At 67.4% G+C, this 16,489-nt stretch carries 12 protein-coding genes; 5 read left to right on the top strand and 7 right to left on the bottom strand.

Features of this window, described 5'->3' with window-relative positions; translation table 11 throughout:
- Positions 1-28: 28 nt before the first annotated feature.
- The gene (locus tag ACFWUP_RS24885; protein ID WP_379238181.1) at positions 29-3,568 is read left to right on the top strand and encodes a protein kinase; all 3,540 of its coding nucleotides are present in this window, start codon (positions 29-31) and stop codon (positions 3,566-3,568) included.
- A 131-nt stretch (positions 3,569-3,699) separates the two neighbouring features.
- On the opposite strand, the gene ACFWUP_RS24880 is transcribed toward ACFWUP_RS24885, so the two are convergent.
- From ACFWUP_RS24880 to ACFWUP_RS24870, 3 genes are all read right to left on the bottom strand, one after another.
- Positions 3,700-5,007 carry an IS4 family transposase gene (locus ACFWUP_RS24880; RefSeq protein ID WP_379238179.1) on the bottom strand — a complete coding sequence of 436 codons (1,308 nt, stop codon included), beginning with the start codon at positions 5,005-5,007 and terminating at the stop codon, positions 3,700-3,702.
- Between the two features lie 249 nt (positions 5,008-5,256).
- On the bottom strand, positions 5,257-6,573 hold the full coding sequence (locus ACFWUP_RS24875) for a class I SAM-dependent methyltransferase (protein WP_379238177.1): 1,317 nt from the start codon (positions 6,571-6,573) through the stop codon (positions 5,257-5,259).
- Complete coding sequence (locus ACFWUP_RS24870; RefSeq protein ID WP_379238175.1) at positions 6,570-8,012, bottom strand: FAD-binding oxidoreductase; 1,443 nt, start codon at positions 8,010-8,012, stop codon at positions 6,570-6,572. Before ACFWUP_RS24870 ends, ACFWUP_RS24875 begins: the two co-directional genes overlap by 4 nt.
- A gap of 168 nt (positions 8,013-8,180) precedes the next feature.
- Between ACFWUP_RS24870 and ACFWUP_RS24865 the strand changes: the two genes are divergently transcribed.
- Positions 8,181-8,615 (top strand): SRPBCC family protein, encoded by a 435-nt coding sequence (locus ACFWUP_RS24865; RefSeq protein WP_379238173.1) that lies wholly within the window; start codon positions 8,181-8,183, stop codon positions 8,613-8,615.
- Between the two features lie 12 nt (positions 8,616-8,627).
- On the opposite strand, the gene ACFWUP_RS24860 is transcribed toward ACFWUP_RS24865, so the two are convergent.
- The 3 genes from ACFWUP_RS24860 to ACFWUP_RS24850 are packed head-to-tail and all read right to left on the bottom strand — an operon-like array spanning position 8,628 to position 10,420.
- Entirely contained in the window at positions 8,628-8,978 is a 351-nt protein-coding gene (locus ACFWUP_RS24860) for a VOC family protein (RefSeq protein WP_379238171.1), read from the bottom strand.
- A complete protein-coding gene (locus ACFWUP_RS24855) occupies positions 8,978-9,805 on the bottom strand; it encodes a MerR family transcriptional regulator (protein WP_379238169.1) in 828 nt (275 codons plus the stop codon). Before ACFWUP_RS24855 ends, ACFWUP_RS24860 begins: the two co-directional genes overlap by 1 nt.
- Before the next feature lie 45 nt (positions 9,806-9,850).
- Positions 9,851-10,420, bottom strand: coding sequence for a hypothetical protein (locus tag ACFWUP_RS24850; protein ID WP_379238167.1), 570 nt, complete (start codon positions 10,418-10,420; stop codon positions 9,851-9,853).
- Positions 10,421-10,583: 163 nt separating this feature from the next.
- Between ACFWUP_RS24850 and ACFWUP_RS24845 the strand changes: the two genes are divergently transcribed.
- Together ACFWUP_RS24845 and recR are read left to right on the top strand one after the other, a co-directional pair.
- Entirely contained in the window at positions 10,584-10,928 is a 345-nt protein-coding gene (locus tag ACFWUP_RS24845) for a YbaB/EbfC family nucleoid-associated protein (protein WP_379238165.1), read from the top strand.
- On the top strand, positions 10,928-11,536 hold the full coding sequence (gene recR / locus ACFWUP_RS24840; RefSeq protein WP_379238163.1) for a recombination mediator RecR: 609 nt from the start codon (positions 10,928-10,930) through the stop codon (positions 11,534-11,536). Before ACFWUP_RS24845 ends, recR begins: the two co-directional genes overlap by 1 nt.
- 42 nt (positions 11,537-11,578) lie before the next feature.
- On the opposite strand, the gene ACFWUP_RS24835 is transcribed toward recR, so the two are convergent.
- Complete coding sequence (locus ACFWUP_RS24835; protein ID WP_379238161.1) at positions 11,579-12,220, bottom strand: hypothetical protein; 642 nt, start codon at positions 12,218-12,220, stop codon at positions 11,579-11,581.
- Positions 12,221-12,367: 147 nt separating this feature from the next.
- Between ACFWUP_RS24835 and ACFWUP_RS24830 the strand changes: the two genes are divergently transcribed.
- On the top strand, positions 12,368-16,399 hold the full coding sequence (locus ACFWUP_RS24830) for a DUF2126 domain-containing protein (RefSeq protein ID WP_379238159.1): 4,032 nt from the start codon (positions 12,368-12,370) through the stop codon (positions 16,397-16,399).
- The last annotated feature ends 90 nt before the right edge of the window (positions 16,400-16,489 follow it).

Genomic DNA, 16,489 nt, shown 5'->3' with positions numbered 1-16,489 from the left:
TGACGCCGATTTCTCGAGAGGTGGTCACATGGATCCGGAACCGACGCGGATGCAGCGCGGGCTCTCCGAGGCGGCGCCGGTGGGTCTCGATACGCAGCGGACGAAGGCACCGGGGGAGCCCGACGCGGGTGTGATCGCGGAGCTGGACGCGATGGGGCTCACCGCGGCCAAGGAGATCGGGCGCGGCGGGTTCGGTGTTGTGTACCGGGCTTTACAGCCGGCGCTGGATCGGGTCGTCGCGGTGAAGGTGCTGTCGTCGGAGATCGATGTGGAGAGCCGGGAGCGGTTCCTGCGCGAGGAACAGGCGATGGGCAGGCTGTCGGGGCACCCGAACATCGTCGATATTCTGCACGTCGACGTGACCGAGACCGGGCTCCCGCTGATCGTGATGCCGTACTGCTCGCGCGGTTCGCTCGAACGTCTCATCCATGATCGCGGCCCGCTGACCTGGTCGGATACCCTTCGCGCCGGGGTGAAGCTGGCGGCGGCGATCGAGTCGGCGCATCGGGCGGGGATTCTGCACCGGGACGTGAAACCGGCCAATGTGCTGATCAGCGGCTACGGCGAACCGCAGCTCACCGACTTCGGGATCGCTCGGATTCCCGGCGGTTTCCAGACGTCGAGCAGCCTGATCACCGGGTCGCCCGCCTTCACGGCGCCGGAGGTGCTCAGAGGCAACGAACCGACCGTGCGGTCTGATATTTACGGCCTCGGCGCGACCCTGTTCGCCCTGCTCACCGGCCATGCCGCCTTCGAACGGCACGCGGGCGAGAAGGTGGTCGCCCAGTTCCTGCGCATCACCACCCAGCACGTCCCCGATCTGCGCGCCCAGGACATCCCTGACGACGTGGCCGCGGTGATCGAACGGGCCATGTCGCCCGAGCCGACCGACCGGCCCGCCAGCGCCTACGAATTCGGCGAGATGCTGCGCGATGTGCAACGCGCCCACGGCCAGATGCCCGACGAGATGGCGTTGCTCGACGCCGAGGAGATCACCGACGACGCACCGGAGGCCCTGCAATCGGTTACCGGCCGCCGCAGTTGGCCGCTGACGCTGCAGCCTGCGGGCGCCTCGGTCCCCATGCCGAACACGACCACCGGAACCCTGCCGCCGACTGCCGCCACCAAATTCCGTCCGCCAACGCCCGCCAGGGAACCTTTCCCCCGCCAGCGCCTGCTCGACGTGCTGCGCGAAGGCGGCGAGCGGCGACTCGCGCTGATCCACGCGCCCGCCGGTTTCGGCAAGAGCACCGTCGCCACCCAGTGGCGCGCTGACCTGGCCACTCGCGATATCCCGGTGGCCTGGCTCGGCGTCGACCAGGACGACGACAGCGAGATCTGGTTCCTCGCCCACCTCATCGAGGCCATCCGCCGGGTGCGCCCCGATGTCGGCGCGGGTCTCGAGCAGGTGCTGGAGGAGCGTCCCGCCGACGCGGCCGCTTACGTGATCGCCACCCTGATCGACGAGATCCACGCCAGCGGACAACCGGTGGTGGTCGTGGTGGACGACTGGCACCGCGTGCGCGACCCCGGCGTGCAGCGCGCGATGGCGACACTGCTCGACAATGGCTGCCACCACGTGCGTTTCGTCATCACCAGTCGCGATCAATCCGGTTTGCCGATCAGCAGGTTGCGAGTGCGCGACGAACTTGTCGAGCTGGATGCCGCCGCGCTGCGGCTCACCGAATCGGAGACTCGTCAGATCCTGGTGGAGCGCAACGGTTTCGCGCTCACCGACGAGCAGGTCGAGCAGATCCACACCGCGACCGACGGGTGGCCCGCCGCGATCCAGCTGGTGAGCCTGACGCTGCGCGGGAAGTCCGATCCGGCGCAGTTGCTGAGTTCGCTCGCCGAGGGCGGGCACGGGATGCGCGAGTACCTGGCCGAGAACGTGCTCGACGCGCTGGCGCCGGAACAGCTGGAGTTCCTGATGGCGATCTCGGTGGTCGAGCGGGTGAACGGCTCACTCGCTGGGGCGCTCGCCGAGGTGCACGATGGAGCGGCGCTGCTGGAGAAGGCGGAGCAGCGTGAGCTGTTCCTGCACCGGATCCAGCACGATCCGGAGTGGTATCGGATGCAACCGCTGTTCGCCGAACACCTGCGTGCTCGGCTCGAACGCGAGCATCCGGGCCGTTCGAAAGCGTTGCACCGCAAGGCGGCCCGCTGGTATGCCGAGCATCAACTGCTGCGCAAGTCGGTGGATCACGCGGTGGCCGCGACGGATCTCAAACTCGCCGCTGACCTGCTCGAAAGCGGCGGCATGGACCTGATCGACGGGTCCCGTCTCGCCACGCTGCTCGGTAGCGTCTCGAAACTGCCTGTGCAGCAGGTGACTTCACGGTCGAAGCTGCTGATGGCGGTGGCCAGGGCGAACATGAACATGCAGCAGACCGGAACCGCCCGCAACGCGCTCGGCAGGTTGTCCAATCTGCTGGCCCGCAGTGCGCCCGGCGAGCCGGAGGTGACCGAACAGCGCTGTGTGGCAACGGTCTTGGATGCCGCCGACCGGGTGGCGCACGACAACACCGCCGAGGTGGCCGACAGTCTGGCCGCCGTGCTGAAAGAACCCGGCGACCTGCCTGCCTGGGCGGTGTCGACCGCCGCCAACCTGATGTCGTTCGTCCGGCTGTGCGAGTTCGATTTCGACGCGGTGACCGAGCTGCAGGACTGGGCCGCCGGATATCACGCGCAGTCGAAGGACCCGCTCGGTCCGGTGTTCGGTCTCTGCGCGCTGGGTGACGCCGCCTACGAGCAACTCGATATCGGCGTCGCCACCACCTGTTTCGAGCAGGCGTACGCGACGGCACGGGCCAGAGCGGGCCCGCGCTCGGACGCCGCCCGGGTCGCGGCGGCGCTGCTGGGTGAATTGGCTTATCGCCGTGGCGATCTGGCGATGGCCGATCGGCTCCTCGACGAGAGTCACGAGCTGGTGACCAGGGTCGGCCCCGTCGACTTCCTGATCGCGACCTTCGTGATCGGGGCCAGGGTGAAGGCCGCGCTCGGTGACCAGTACACGGCCTCGGCACGCCTCGACGAGGGCGCGCGCGTGGCCGCGGAGAACGGGTTGGCGCGCCTGGACGCCCATGTGCGGGCCGAACGGTCCCGGCTCGGGTTCCCCACCGGCGCCGACAATTTCACCCCCGATGCTTCGGGTAACGGGGCGCGGAGCAAGAAGGGTGCCGCCGCGCTGATCGCCGAGGCGCGCGCCATCGCCGACATCCGGGTCCTGCTGGCCGAACAGCGGCTGCGCGCCGACGATCGCGCCGCCCGCCATGCCAGGGTGATCTACGCGAAAACGCTCGAACAGGCGCGTCCGCGTGCGGAATTGGACGCGACCCTGCTGCTCGCGGAGTGCCTGGCCTCGGCCGGGTGGGTCGGGGAAGCGACCGGGCTGGTGCTGCCGGTCCTGCGTACCTGCGCCGATCTGGGCTGGACCAGACCGCTGCTGGACGCTGGACCGGGTGTTGTCGGCCTGCTGCACGTATTGCGCACGCAATCCCATGACGGCCGAGAACACCCGATCCTGCAGGACCTACCCGGTCACTTCCTCGACGAATTACTGCAGTAATTCTGGCGGCTGGCGCCGCGGTTCTCGGCGCCTAACTCCACCTCTTCCCTCCCTCCGGGCACTCCTTCGTCGCAGGAGTGACGAGTCAGCTCTAACCCCAATGCCGCGCAGTTAGCGGATTGTGGGCGACGTCAACCGTCGCCAAGGATTTCGATGGTGACTTGGATTCGGTAGGCGTTGCGGTCGATATTGCCTTTGGCGCGGTGTTTGGAGATAGCGCGTTTGACGATGCGGGGGCAGGCGCGGGCGCGGCGGGACGGTAGTGGTGCGGCCAGGACAGCGCGACCGATCGTGCCGACGAGGTCGACGACGGTGTCTGCGATAACGCCGGCTGCGAGGATGACTTGGTCGCGGGCAGTGTTGAGGGCGATGGTGAAGCTGGCGCGGTCGGGGCTGATCGCGGGGCTGGCCAAAGCGGTGTCAGCGATGGCAGTGCGTAGTACCTGGTAGGTGATCAGCAAGGCGTAGATCTCTTGGTTGACCAACTCGGGGTAGCGGGCGCGTAGCACCCGGCCGCCGAGGATGCTGGATTTCAGTTCCAGGTAGCTGGTTTCGATTTCCCATCGCTGGTGGTAGAGCTCGACCAGGTCATCGGCACGGTAGCGGCGGTGGTCGGTCAGCGTCGTGAGGAACTGGTAGTGCTCGACACGGCGGGTCACCGCGCCGTCACGGGTGCTGGTGATGAGGATGTCGGCGTCGATGATTCGGAGCTCGACCGTGCCGAGGCGGGTCAGCCATGACCCGTCGGGCAGCCGTGCCAAGATCGCCATCTTGCGTGTGAGTTTGCCGCGGATCAGTAGTTGAGCGCCGTTCGCGGCGGCGGATTCGATGATCTTCGCGGCGTCGAAGTTGCGGTCGGCCAGCAGCAGTGTGCGGGGTCCGAGGCAGGTGAACAGTTGTGGCGCGTAGGTGGTTTCGCCGCTGCTGTCGGGCCCGAACACCGCATCGAGCACCGTGCGCGTCCCGCAGGCCACGATCGCCACCAACCGCATCATCGGGTAGCCGGAATCGCCGTTGGGCCCTGCACTGTGGCGGCGATAGGCGGCGAGGTTGGCTGGACTGGCCGCGACATAGACGCTGGTGCCGTCCACCGCGCACACCAGCATTCCTCGCCACCGCAGGGCACCCGCTGCCGGGCCTTTGAGCAGGGCGAACAACTCCCGCAGCGGAGCGGCCCCGATCCGGCGACGTGCTTGGGACAACGCCGAGGAATCCGGTGAGGCCACCGAAAGCCCCTCTAATCCAGCGACCAGTTTCGCCCACACCCCGGTGTAGCCGATCTCGGCGAACAACGCCCCAGCCAGCAGCAGATACACCACCACACGCGAGGGCAGGTCCCGTACCCGTGTTTGCACCGCCCGCCCGGACTCCAACGCGGCATCCACCATTTCGAAGGGCACGATCTGGGTCAACTCGCCCAGATGCCCCGGCGCGAACACTCCCTCGGCTACCGTCGATGCACGTTTGATGACAGACTGAACAGACAGCGGAACTCCCGGTGGATGGTTTGTCTTGGAGGACAAAACCTCTCTACCAGTAGTTCCGCTGTTCTATTCCGTCAGCCTCTCAGTGCCACAACGTGATTCGCTTGACGGACACCACAATCCGTTAACTGCGCGGCATTGGCTCTAACCCGGGACCCTCCGGTCAGTCCATCGGCGGAGGCGCGCCGAGAACAGGTCGACAGACTACGGCGTCCACCACGGCCGCAGCGGGACGTCCCAGGTTCCGTTCTCGTCCAGTTTCACGCCGAGCACGTGGTGCAGCTGGATCACGTTGCGCTGGAAGCCGAGTCGGCAACCCGCCATGTACAGGCCCCACACCTTCGCGGTGCCCTCGCCGACCTCGGCGACGGCCTCGTCCCAGTGGGCGACCAGGTTCTTGCACCATTCGTGCAGCGTGAGGGCGTAGTGCTCGCGCAGGTTCTCCTCGTGCAGCACTTCGAGGCCGACGTTCTGGATGTCGGAGATGATGCGCCCCGAGCCGATCAACTCGCCGTCGGGGAAGACGTAGCGGTCGATGAAGTCGCCGGCCTTGGTGGTGCGGGTGTTGTCGTGGCGGGTGATGCAGTGATTGAGGAACAGGCCGCCCACCCGCAGCTTGTCCTTGATGTAGCCGAAGTAGAACGGGTAGTTGTGCACGCCGATGTGCTCGGTGAGCCCGATCGAGGAGACCGCGTCGAACTCGCCCTCGGGGATGTCGCGGTAGTCGCTGTGCCTGACCTCGGCGAACTCACCGAGGCCTTCCTCGGCGATCTTCTGCTGGGCCCAGGCGGCCTGTTCGGCCGACAGCGTCGCCCCGATCACCTTCACGCCTCGGCGGGCCGCGTAGCGGACCATGCCGCCCCAGCCGCAGCCGATGTCGAGCAGGCGGTCGCCTTCCTTCAGGCGTAGCTTGTCGAAGATCAAGCGGTACTTGTTCTCCTGCGCCTGCTCGAGGGTCCAGTTCTCGTCGCCGTACACCGCGCAGGTGTAGGTCATCGAGGGGCCGAGGACGTACTCGTAGAACTTGTTGGAGACGTCGTAGTGGTGGTGGATCGCCTCGGCATCGCGAGTCTTGGAGTGGCGCAACCCTTCCAGCGCGATCCGGCGCCAGCGTGGCAGCGTCTCCTGCGGCGGGGGCGCGATCGGCTTGAGCCGCTCCCAGCCCAGCGAGCGGGCGATGGTGACCAGTGACAGCGCCGAAGGACGATGGAACTTCATGTCCTGCATGGCTTTCAAGATGTCGTACGGGTCGCCGGGATGTACGCCCTCGGCGATCATGTCGCCTGCGATGTAGGCCCGCGCCATCCCGAGGTCTCCGGGAGCGCCTGCCAGGTAGTTGATGCCCCGCGGGGTCTTGATGTCGAGGGTGTAGGGCGCGCCCTCCGGGCCGGTGGCGCTGCCGTCGTAGGCCGTGACGCGGACGGGGATGTCACCGTCAACCAGGCTTTCGACGACCTCGGCGATATTGAGCCGGGTGCCCAGCTCTGCCAATACCTCGGATCGGTCCTTGAATGTCGTCACTTGCGTTGCACCGCCTTCGAATACAGATTCAGCAGTCGTTGGTTCGGGTCGTAACGGGTCTTCAGTTCGGTATAGGTGTCGCCGCCGTAGAGTTCGGCGAACTCGGCCTCGTCGTAGTAGGAGTCCGAGTACAGCGACTTGTGTCCGTCGAACGCGGACACGATCTTCTCGATGGCGCGGTTGGCCGCCCCTTCCGGTTGACCTCGCTTGGTCGGCACCGCCGACCAGAATCCGACATTGACGTAGGTGCGCTGTGGTTCGAGCGGGTACAGCGGCCACGGACGGGCACCGTCGGTGGCCGCGGCGTCATCGGTCGCACGCAAGCGCAATGGGCACAACCAGATCGGCTCGATCGGTATTTCCCGCAGGAACCATTCGACGAAGTCGGCGGTGTGCTGCACCGGCACCTCGATGTCCTGCACGACGCGTTCCTGCGGGGGGTTGCCCTTGCGGGCCTGCCTTCGGTCATCGATGTGGTACTTGCGATCGAGGGCGACCAGTTTCCAGTAGAAACTGCTGCGCCGGTGCGACTTCGGCCAGAGCTTACGGAGCTTCGGGTTCTGGGCGCCGAAGGCGCGCGAGCACCAGAACCAGTCGGTGTCCCAGCGCCACAGGTAGTCGTGGATGGTGAGCCGGTCGCGTTTCACCCCGTCGGCGTGCTGCAGGGAACGGTAGAAGATGTCCATACCGGTGTAGTCGCTGACCGGGCCGGGCTCGTCGGTCTTGCGGCCCAGGGTCAGGTAGCTCTCGTCCGCGCTGAACACGACGCCGTCGATGTAATCGACATCCTCGCCGTCGTAGCGGCGTTCGAGCACGATGCGTTCGAGTGCGGTTTCCAGTTCACGTAGGTCGTGGAAGCGCAGGTGCCGCAGTTCCACGAACGGCAGCACGGGTTCGAGCTCGATCTTCAACCGGACGGAGTATCCGAGGGTGCCGTAGGAGTTGGGGAACCCGTGGAACAGGTCCGCGTGCTCGCCGTCCGGTGTCGCGGTGATGATCTCGCCGGAGCCGGTCAAGATGTCCATTTCCAGCACGGATTCGTGGGGGAGACCGTTGCGGAACGAGGTCGATTCGATGCCGAGGCCGGTCACCGCGCCGCCCAGGGTGATGGTCTTGAGCTGGGGAACCACCAGCGGCGCCAGCCCGTAGGGGAGGGTGGCGGCCACCAGGTCCTCGTAGGTGGTCATGCCCGCCACGTCGGCCGTGCGGGCCTGCGGATCCACCGCGATCACCTGCCCCAGGCCGGACACGTCGAGGCCGGGCGCGGTGGTTGCCGCCCTGGCCCGGAACAAGTTCGATGTCTTCTTCGCCAGCCGGACGACGGCACCGTCGGGAATGGCGCGATAGCTTTCCAGCAGTCGCTCCACGCCCGCTCGATGCGCGGCGTATCCGGACTCGCGTGCGGCCGGTTCGTGACCAGCCCTACCCAAAAGACTCACTGCCACCCCTTTGACGCTAGTACGACGTCGTCCGCCGAGCCACCGGATACTTGCGCGACGCGACAAAATGTCACGCACATGTTCCCGCGCCGCCCCAACCTGGTCGGGAGAACCGCTCGGGCACAGGGCAGGATGTAATCCGATCGAACCTCTAGCAAGGAGTCAACAGTGGGACAGGTCAGCGCCAGCAGTTCGATCGTCGTCGCCGCGGATCCGCAGCGCACGCTTGCGGCGGTCGGCGACTACGAGACGATCCGGCCGCGCATTCTTTCCGCGCATTACCGCGACTACAAGGTCATCGAGGGTGGTCAGGGTGCGGGCACCGTGGCCGAGTGGACGCTGCAGGCCACCGAGAAGCGCTCACGCAACGTGCGCGCGACCGTGACGGTGTCGGGTTCGACCCTCACCGAAACCGATGCCAACTCCTCGATGGTGACCACCTACACCGTCACCCCCGACGGCACCGGCTCGAAGGTCACCGTCGAGACCAGCTGGAAGGGTGCGGGCGGCATCGGCGGCATCTTCGAGGGCATCTTCGCCCCGCTCGGCCTGAAGAAGATCCAGGCCGAGGTGCTGGGCAACCTCTCGCGCGAACTGGCCTGAGCCGGTCGCAGGTCAGGCCTTGCCGACGTCGAAGAGATTTCCTTCGGGGTCGGCGAGGGTTGTCCACTGCATGCCGTACTCGTCGAAGTCGGCAATGTGCTTGGCGCCCAGGCTGATCGCGCGCTCGATGTAGTCCAGTGACTGCGCGGACGCGAAGTCCAGGTGGACGACGTTCTTGCCGGGGTTCTTGTCGCCGACCTTGATGAACATCAGCAGCGGAGTGGCGCCCGCGGCTTTGCCGACGGTCGCGAAGAACTCCGATGCTCCGGGGTCGACGGTCGTGTCCATCAGTTGGGCGTAGAACTCGGCAAGGCCTGCGGCGTTGTCGCAGTCGAACGTCACATTCGCCAGGGCGATGGTCATCAGATCTCTCCTTCGGTGATCGGCCAGCACACTTCGGTGCGGTAGGTGGCCGGGTTGTCGGTGCTGTCCGGGCCGACGAGGTAGCGCTCGCGGACCGGTTGGTCGGGTAGGGCGGCGCCGTGCTCGGCGACGTGGCTGCCGAGTGCGCCGTAAGTGCGGTCGAAGTCTTCGAACGCCCCTTCGTGCACGGCCACGGCGAAGCGGCGGGCGGGGAAGTCGGAGACAGTGAAGCCGGGGACGGGAGCGAAGTCGGCGCCCGGCGGCAACGGCACATATGCGGTGACCGCGCCGTTGCTCTCGGTGAAGAACTCGTTCGAATAGGTCGCGCCCGCAACACCTCCCGGGTCGACGCCGGCTTCGAGCAAGATCGTGTACAGCTGCTCGAAAGCCGTCCCGCACCATTCGGCGATGGCGGCGCGCTCGACCTCGTCGGTGACCGTGAGAGCCGTGAACGCGGGCTCGGTGCGGTAGTCGACCTCGATCGGCGGAGGCGGCGCCGTGAGCAGGGCGCGCAGTGAGACCACCACCTCGCGGGTGCGATCCAGGGCCGCCTCCATCCTGATCAGATGTGCCCGCAGCGCGGTGTCACGTTCGGCGGGATCGGCCGCCGCGAGCACGGTGCGGATCTCCGGGAGCGGCATCTCGAGGTCGCGTAGGCGACGGATGAGATGGGCCCGTTCCACCTGTTCGGTGGAATACCGGCGGTAACCGGTGCCCGGGTCTACCGCGGCGGGCTCGAGTAGCTCGATCTCGTGGTAATACCGCAGCGTCTTGACGCTCAGATGGGTGAGGCGGGCGAACTCGCCGATCGCCACGGTTGCTGTCATGGGGTCCAGAAAACACCCTCCAGTCAGTGGAGGGTCAAGGAATGGTTACGCGGGCGCCAGAACGAAGGCGGCCAGCAGCGGCCACGCGCCCTCGCGCCACCACGAATAGCCGAACCAGACGCCCGGGGTGACCTCGCGGATCTCGTCGTAGACCTGCGGGGTGGGTGACGGCGCGTAGTTCAGTGCCCAGGCGAGCCTGCCGTCGAGGATCGACGAGGCTCGATAGACGTCGGCCGGGAACGCCTCGATCCCGGCCCCGGTGACCCGGTTGGTCAGCGAACCGCCATCGGGTCCGGTGCGGAACACCTTGCCGATCCACAGCGCGGGCGCGACCGCCTCCAGTTGCGGCGGGCGGGTCACCCAGCCGTTGGTGAGGCCCGATGCGATGGCGCCGGCGGACGAGTCGCGGTAGATCTGGTCCTGTTGGGTGACGTTGCACCGGAAGCGCAACGAATCAATGGTCGCCGCCCGATTGCCGGGATCGAGCACACAGCCGTTCCCGTAGTCGGCGATCCCGGCTCCAGAATCGGCCGATACGGCGGCGGGTGTGAGTACAAGCAGGCCGGCGACAGCGGCGCACAGGGCCGACGTCAGGCGCCTACGGGATGCATTCATCGGATCTCCTAGAGATAGCTGAACCATTGCCCGACCTGCCTCGATCGTAGGCCCGAACGCGCAGCGGATCCATCCCCTCGGCAACCGATCCTCGCGACTAAGCTGGCAATCCCCAGGGCCGAAAACCTCGCGGCCCCGGCCGCCAATCAACACAGGAGTGTTTGTGCAACCCGGTGATGGTCAGTTCGATATGCAGGCTTTGCTTGCTCAGGCTCAGCAGATGCAGCAGGCAGTGATGCAGGCGCAGGCCGAGCTCGCCGAGACCGAGGTGACCGGTCAGGCCGGTGGCGGTCTGGTGCAGGCCACGATCAAGGTGAGCGGCGAGGTGAGCGCGCTGACGATCGACCCGAAGGTGGTCGATCCGGACGATGTCGACGGTCTGCAGGACCTGGTCATCGGGGCGATCAACGACGCGATGAACAACGCCCAGCAGCTCGCCGCCGAGCGTCTCGGCCCGCTGTCGCAGGGCCTTGGTGGCGGTTCGATGCCCGGTCTGCCCGACTTCTGATGTATGAGGGGCCGGTACAGGATCTGATCGACGAGTTGGGCAAACTGCCCGGCGTCGGTCCGAAGAGCGCACAGCGCATCGCTTTTCATCTGCTGGCGGTGGAGCCGCCGGATATCGACCGGCTGCAGGCCGCCCTGCAGAAGGTGCGCGACGGCGTGCAGTTCTGCGTGTCGTGCGGCACCGTCGCCGACGGTGAGCTGTGCCGGATCTGTGCCGACCCGCGCCGCGATCGCACGATGATCTGTGTGGTCGAGGAACCAAAGGATGTGCAGGCGATCGAGCGCACCCGCGAGTTCCGTGGTCGCTACCACGTGCTCGGCGGTGCGCTCGATCCGCTCAGCGGCGTCGGGCCCGATCAGCTGCGGATCAGGCAACTGCTCACCCGAATCGGTAACCAGGAGGACGGCATCGATGTGAGCGAGGTGATCATCGCGACCGACCCGAACACCGAGGGCGAGGCGACGGCCACCTATCTCGTGCGGATGCTGCGTGATTTCCCCGGGCTCAGCGTCACGCGGTTGGCCTCCGGGCTGCCGATGGGTGGCGACCTGGAATTCGCCGACGAACTGACCCTCGGACGGGCACTGTCGGGCAGGCGAGCGCTGTAGCGCCGACGGGCCGGTGGCTGGGTGCCGTCGGCTCGTCAGTCTTCAGAGGTCGACGCGGGTCCAGGTGACGCCGTCGCCGGCGGCGGGCTTGCCGTTGGCCCAGTCCCAGATGATGTCGGCGACCTGCGCCGGGTCTTCGAGGGTCGTGCCGAAGTGCCGGTCGGGGGCGCCGTCGCGGTATTCGAGGGTGTACGGCCCGCTCGGGTCGCGGTAGGTCTGGATGTAGCGCTGATCGCCCTGCTCGACGATGAGGTACGGGTTGGGCGCGGCGAGCCCGGCGACCCACTGGTGCGCCAATTCCTCGGTGAGATACGGGAATTCACCCGCGCCACCGTGCGTGACGTGGACCGGGATGTGGCCTGCCGGGTCGATCAGCCAGGTCAGCTGCGGATCGTAGACGGCGAAACCGCGCGGGGTGGCGAGGTCGAAGAGCAGGTTGCGGACGAACCCGATGGCGTCGTACGGCGACGGAATGTAGAGCGTGTCGCCGCTGGGGCCACCGACCGAGTCGACGCTGAGAAACGAGTCCTCCACCGGCAGTTCGGCATTGCGCGCGTTCAGCTCGGCGGCGATCTCGGCGATCGGTTCGGACTCGGTGAGGCCTTCCTGTGCGGCGAGGTAGGCGTCGATCTCGTCGACAGAGCTGGCGACGCCGGACGGCAGCAAAATGTGGTCGTAGCTCATGAAGGTGAGCTTAGCGGCTGGACGAGATGGGTCCGGTCCCCGTGATCCGCCCCGGCTATTACCGTGGTGTTTCGAAAGGGGTGCCGGACGGGAAACTCCGGTTTCTTCGCCCCGCGCGGTGTCGGTGGTCTGTGGTCAACTTGGTGAATGGGCATCAAGGTGTCGCTCGAGCACCGCACCGCATACTCCTTCGACCGACTCGTCGAGGTGCATCCGCATGAGGTGCGGTTGCGTCCCGCGCCGCATTCGCGCACGCCCATCGAGGCGTATTCGCTGGAGGTGTCGCCGGCCGAGCACTTCGTCAACTGGCAGCAGGACGCGTTCGGCAATTTCGTTGCGCGCCTGGTGTTTCCGAACCCGACGAAGGAGTTGTCGATCACGGTCGGGTTGATCGCCGACCTCGAGGTGGTCAACCCGTTCGACTTCTTCATCGAGGACTACGCCGAGTTCTTCCCGTTCGAGTACGAGTCCGCGCTCGCCGAGGACCTCTCGCCGTATCTGCGGCGCGTCGACGAGGACGGGCCGGGGAGCGGTCCGGGGGAGTTGCTGCGGGACTGGGCGCGGGCGCACCGGCCGAAGGGCCGGACCAGGGTCATCGACTATCTCGTCGAACTCAACTACGCGCTGCGCAATTCGGTCGATTACACGGTGCGCATGGAGGCGGGTGTGCAGACGCCCGATCACACCTTGCGCACCGCGCTCGGGTCGTGCCGTGATTCGGCGTGGTTGCTGGTGGGTGTGCTGCGTGAGCTGGGGTTGGCCGCGCGGTTCGTGTCCGGTTACCTGGTCCAGCTCACCTCCGATGTGCCGTCGCTGGACGGGCCGTCGGGTCCGACCGCCGACTTCACCGATCTGCACGCCTGGACCGAGGTGTATCTGCCCGGCGCGGGCTGGGTCGGGATGGATCCCACGTCCGGGCTGTTCGCGGGTGAAGGCCACATTCCCCTCGCCGCCACCCCGCATCCGGGTGCGGCGGCCCCGATCACCGGTGCGACCGGGATCACCGAGGCCACTCTCGATTTCAGCAATGTGGTTCGCCGGATTCACGAGGACCCGCGAGTCACGCTGCCCTACACAGAGTCTCAGTGGGAACGCATCGTCGCCTCCGGTGCGGCGATCGACGAGCGCATGGCCGCGGCCGATGTGGGCCTCACCATGGGCGGCGAGCCGACGTTCGTCTCCATCGACGACCAGGTCAGCGCCCAGTGGACCACCGACGCCGACGGCGCGCACAAACGGGAACGCGCCGTCGACCTCGCCGACCGCCTTCGCTCGATCTACGCGCCGACCGGCATCGTGCAATATCGCCAGGGCAAGTGGTATCCCGGAGAACCGTTGCCCCGCTGGGAGATCGCGATCGCGTGGCGGGCCGACGGTGTGCCGATCTGGCAGCGGCAGGACCTGCTCACCGATCCGTGGACGCCGGTTTCGCAGCAGCTGCCGGTGAAACCCGTCGCGGAGAGTGGATACGCGCCGGCAGGCCCGGAGGTCGCGACCACTGTTGTCGCGCTGGGACTGGCCGACGAATCCGGCCCGGACATGAGCGAGGACGTGCCGGGACCGATCGACGCACCGTCGGTGCTCGATGCGCATCTGCCCGCCGACGCGGGTGACCCGGTCGCTCCGGCAGACATGGTCGCGGTCTTCGATGCGCGTCGTCGGATCGGTGGCGCGGACGTGGCGGCCGCCGTTGTCGCGTTAGGGCTCGCCGAGGACGACGATGCGCGCGGCAACGTCGATCTGCTCGACAGGGTCGACGACGAACTCGTGGCAGACCTCGACTCGGTGGAGTTCGACGAAGGACCGGCGCTGATCGACGAGCTCGACGAGTTGGTCCCCGCCGAACATCGCCGCACCGCGGAGAGCCAGCAGGCAGGCGCCGACCCCGGTGGCACTGTTCGCCCGACTGAGCAGGCCGAGGTGTCGAAGAAGGACGCGAAGAAGGCAGCCAAGGCGGCCGAGAAGGCCGAGCAGCGGAAGTCATCGGGGAAGAAGAAGGGCCGTAAGGACAAGGGGGCCGGGAGCGCGCCGCAGTCGGTCTTCCCGCCCATCCAGTTGACTCGTTCGCAGCCGATCAACACGGCCGCGGGGTTGATCCCCGATCGCGCTCCCGCCGCCGATATCGGTGCGGCCAAGGCATTGATCGCGGAGATCGCGGGCACCCTCGGCCTGCCGGACGAGCAGGTGCGGCCCGCGTTCGAGGATCCGCTGGCGCGGTTGGCGGCGACGGTGAGCGCGCCGTACGGCGATCCGCCGCCGGCCGATATCGACCCGACCGAGGATTCGCCCGAGGTGCGTCGGGTACTGCTCGAGAGTCTGGAGGAGTCGGTCGATCAGCCGTCGGCGTATGTGCTGCCGATTCACCGGCGGGCCGACGGTGCGGGCTGGGCCAGTGCCGACTGGCAGATGCGGCGTGGGCGTTCGGAGGACAGTCGCGGCCGAATCGTGTTGGCCGACGGTGATTCGCCTGCGGGACTTCGCCTTCCGATCGGATCGGTGTCCTGGCACGCGCCGCCGATCCTGCCCGACAGCGATCCGCTGTACCAGCAGCCATTGCGCGGCGAGCGGGTCGAGCCGCCCGCCGCGGTGGAGTCCGCCGACTTCACACCGACGACCGCGCTGGTCGCCGAGGTCAGGCAGGGGCGTCTGCACGTGTTCCTGCCGCCGGTGACCGAGCTCGACGACTTCCTCGATCTGATCGCCAAGGTCGAGGCCGCGGCGGTGGCGATCGGACAGCCGGTCGTGCTGGAGGGCTACGCCCCGCCGAGTGACGCACGGCTGCACACCTTTTCGGTGACTCCCGACCCGGGCGTGATCGAGGTGAACATCATGCCGACCAGCTCCTTCGCCGAGCAGGCGCAGGTGCTGAACACCCTGTACGAGCAGGCCAGGCTCGCCCGGCTGAGCACCGAATCGTTCGACGTGGACGGCACCCACGGCGGCACCGGCGGCGGCAACCACATCACCCTCGGTGGGGTGACGCCGGCACGTTCGCCGATGCTGCGCCGCCCCGACCTGCTGGTCTCGATGCTCACCTACTGGCAGCGGCATCCCGCGCTGTCGTACCTGTTCGCGGGCCGTTTCGTCGGCCCGACCTCGCAGGCGCCCCGCGCCGATGAGGGTCGTGAGGGCGCGCTCTACGAACTCGAGATCGCCTTCGCCGAGGTCGCCAGGCTGTCCGCGCAGGCCGCGGGACCGACCCCTTACGAAATCCAGTCGGCCCCTTGGCATATCGACCGTGCGCTGCGGCACCTGCTCACCGATCTCACCGGCAACACCCACCGCGCCGAGTTCTGCATCGACAAGCTGTACAGCCCCGACTCCGCGCGTGGCCGGCTCGGACTGCTGGAGCTGCGTGGCTTCGAGATGCCGCCGCATTTCCAGATGGCGATGGTGCAGTCGCTGCTGGTGCGGGGCCTGGTCGCGATGTTCTGGGACAAGCCGTTGCGGGCGCCGCTGATCCGGCACGGGGCGAACCTGCACGGCCGCTACCTGCTGCCGCACTTCCTGATGAACGACATCGCCGAAGTGGCCGCCGACCTGCGTGCGGCGGGCGTCGACTTCGACACCGCCTGGCTGGATCCGTTCACCGAATTCCGCTTCCCCCGCATCGGCACCGCCATGATCGGTGAGGCGGAGCTGGAACTGCGCGGCGCGATCGAACCGTGGCTCACCCTCGGCGAGCAGACCACCGGCCAGGGCACCGCCCGCTACGTCGACTCCTCGGTGGAACGCCTCCAGGTGCGCCTGGTCGGCGCCGACCGCGGCCGCTACGTCCTGACCTGCAACGGGATGCCCGTCCCGCTGCTGGCCACCGACAAATCCGACGTACAAGTGGCAGGCGTGCGCTACCGCGCCTGGCAGCCCCCGAACTCCCTGCACCCCTCGATCACCGTCGACGCACCCCTGGTGTTCGACCTGGTAGACGTGGCGACCGGCATCTCCCGGGGTGGCTGCACCTACCACGTCGTGCACCCCGGCGGCCGCGCCTACGACGACGCCCCCGTCAACGCCGTCGCCGCCCAGTCCCGCCGCAATCGCCGTTTCGAGGCCGCCGGACATACGGTGAACCCGACCGATCCCGCCGAACTCCGTGCGAAGATCGCGGCACAGTCGACCGATGTCGGCGCACCAGGCATCCTGGACCTACGCCGCGCGCGAACAGTGTGGGGTACATAGTCGGTCAATTTGGCGCCAGCCGCGATCAACACAGGAGGCTCGGTGGCTCAGCGCGATGAAGCGCTCAGGGATGGGGATCGGCAGGGTACG

Origin of the sequence: Nocardia sp. NPDC058658 (genome assembly GCF_042716665.1) — a bacterium.
GTDB lineage: Bacteria > Actinomycetota > Actinomycetes > Mycobacteriales > Mycobacteriaceae > Nocardia.
This window is presented reverse-complemented; position numbering and strand designations above follow the sequence as displayed.

Excerpts from the sequence above, each read along its gene's own strand:
- ACFWUP_RS24885 (WP_379238181.1), top strand. The coding sequence starts at position 29 with ATGGATCCGGAACCGACGCGGATGCAGCGCGGGCTCTCCGAGGCGGCG.
- ACFWUP_RS24860 (WP_379238171.1), bottom strand. The coding sequence starts at position 8,978 with ATGACCATCGCCCTGGCGAATGTGACGTTCGACTGCGACAACGCCGCA.
- ACFWUP_RS24855 (WP_379238169.1), bottom strand. The coding sequence starts at position 9,805 with ATGACAGCAACCGTGGCGATCGGCGAGTTCGCCCGCCTCACCCATCTG.
- ACFWUP_RS24850 (WP_379238167.1), bottom strand. The coding sequence starts at position 10,420 with ATGAATGCATCCCGTAGGCGCCTGACGTCGGCCCTGTGCGCCGCTGTC.
- recR (WP_379238163.1), top strand. The coding sequence starts at position 10,928 with ATGTATGAGGGGCCGGTACAGGATCTGATCGACGAGTTGGGCAAACTG.
- ACFWUP_RS24835 (WP_379238161.1), bottom strand. The coding sequence starts at position 12,220 with ATGAGCTACGACCACATTTTGCTGCCGTCCGGCGTCGCCAGCTCTGTC.
- ACFWUP_RS24830 (WP_379238159.1), top strand. The coding sequence starts at position 12,368 with ATGGGCATCAAGGTGTCGCTCGAGCACCGCACCGCATACTCCTTCGAC.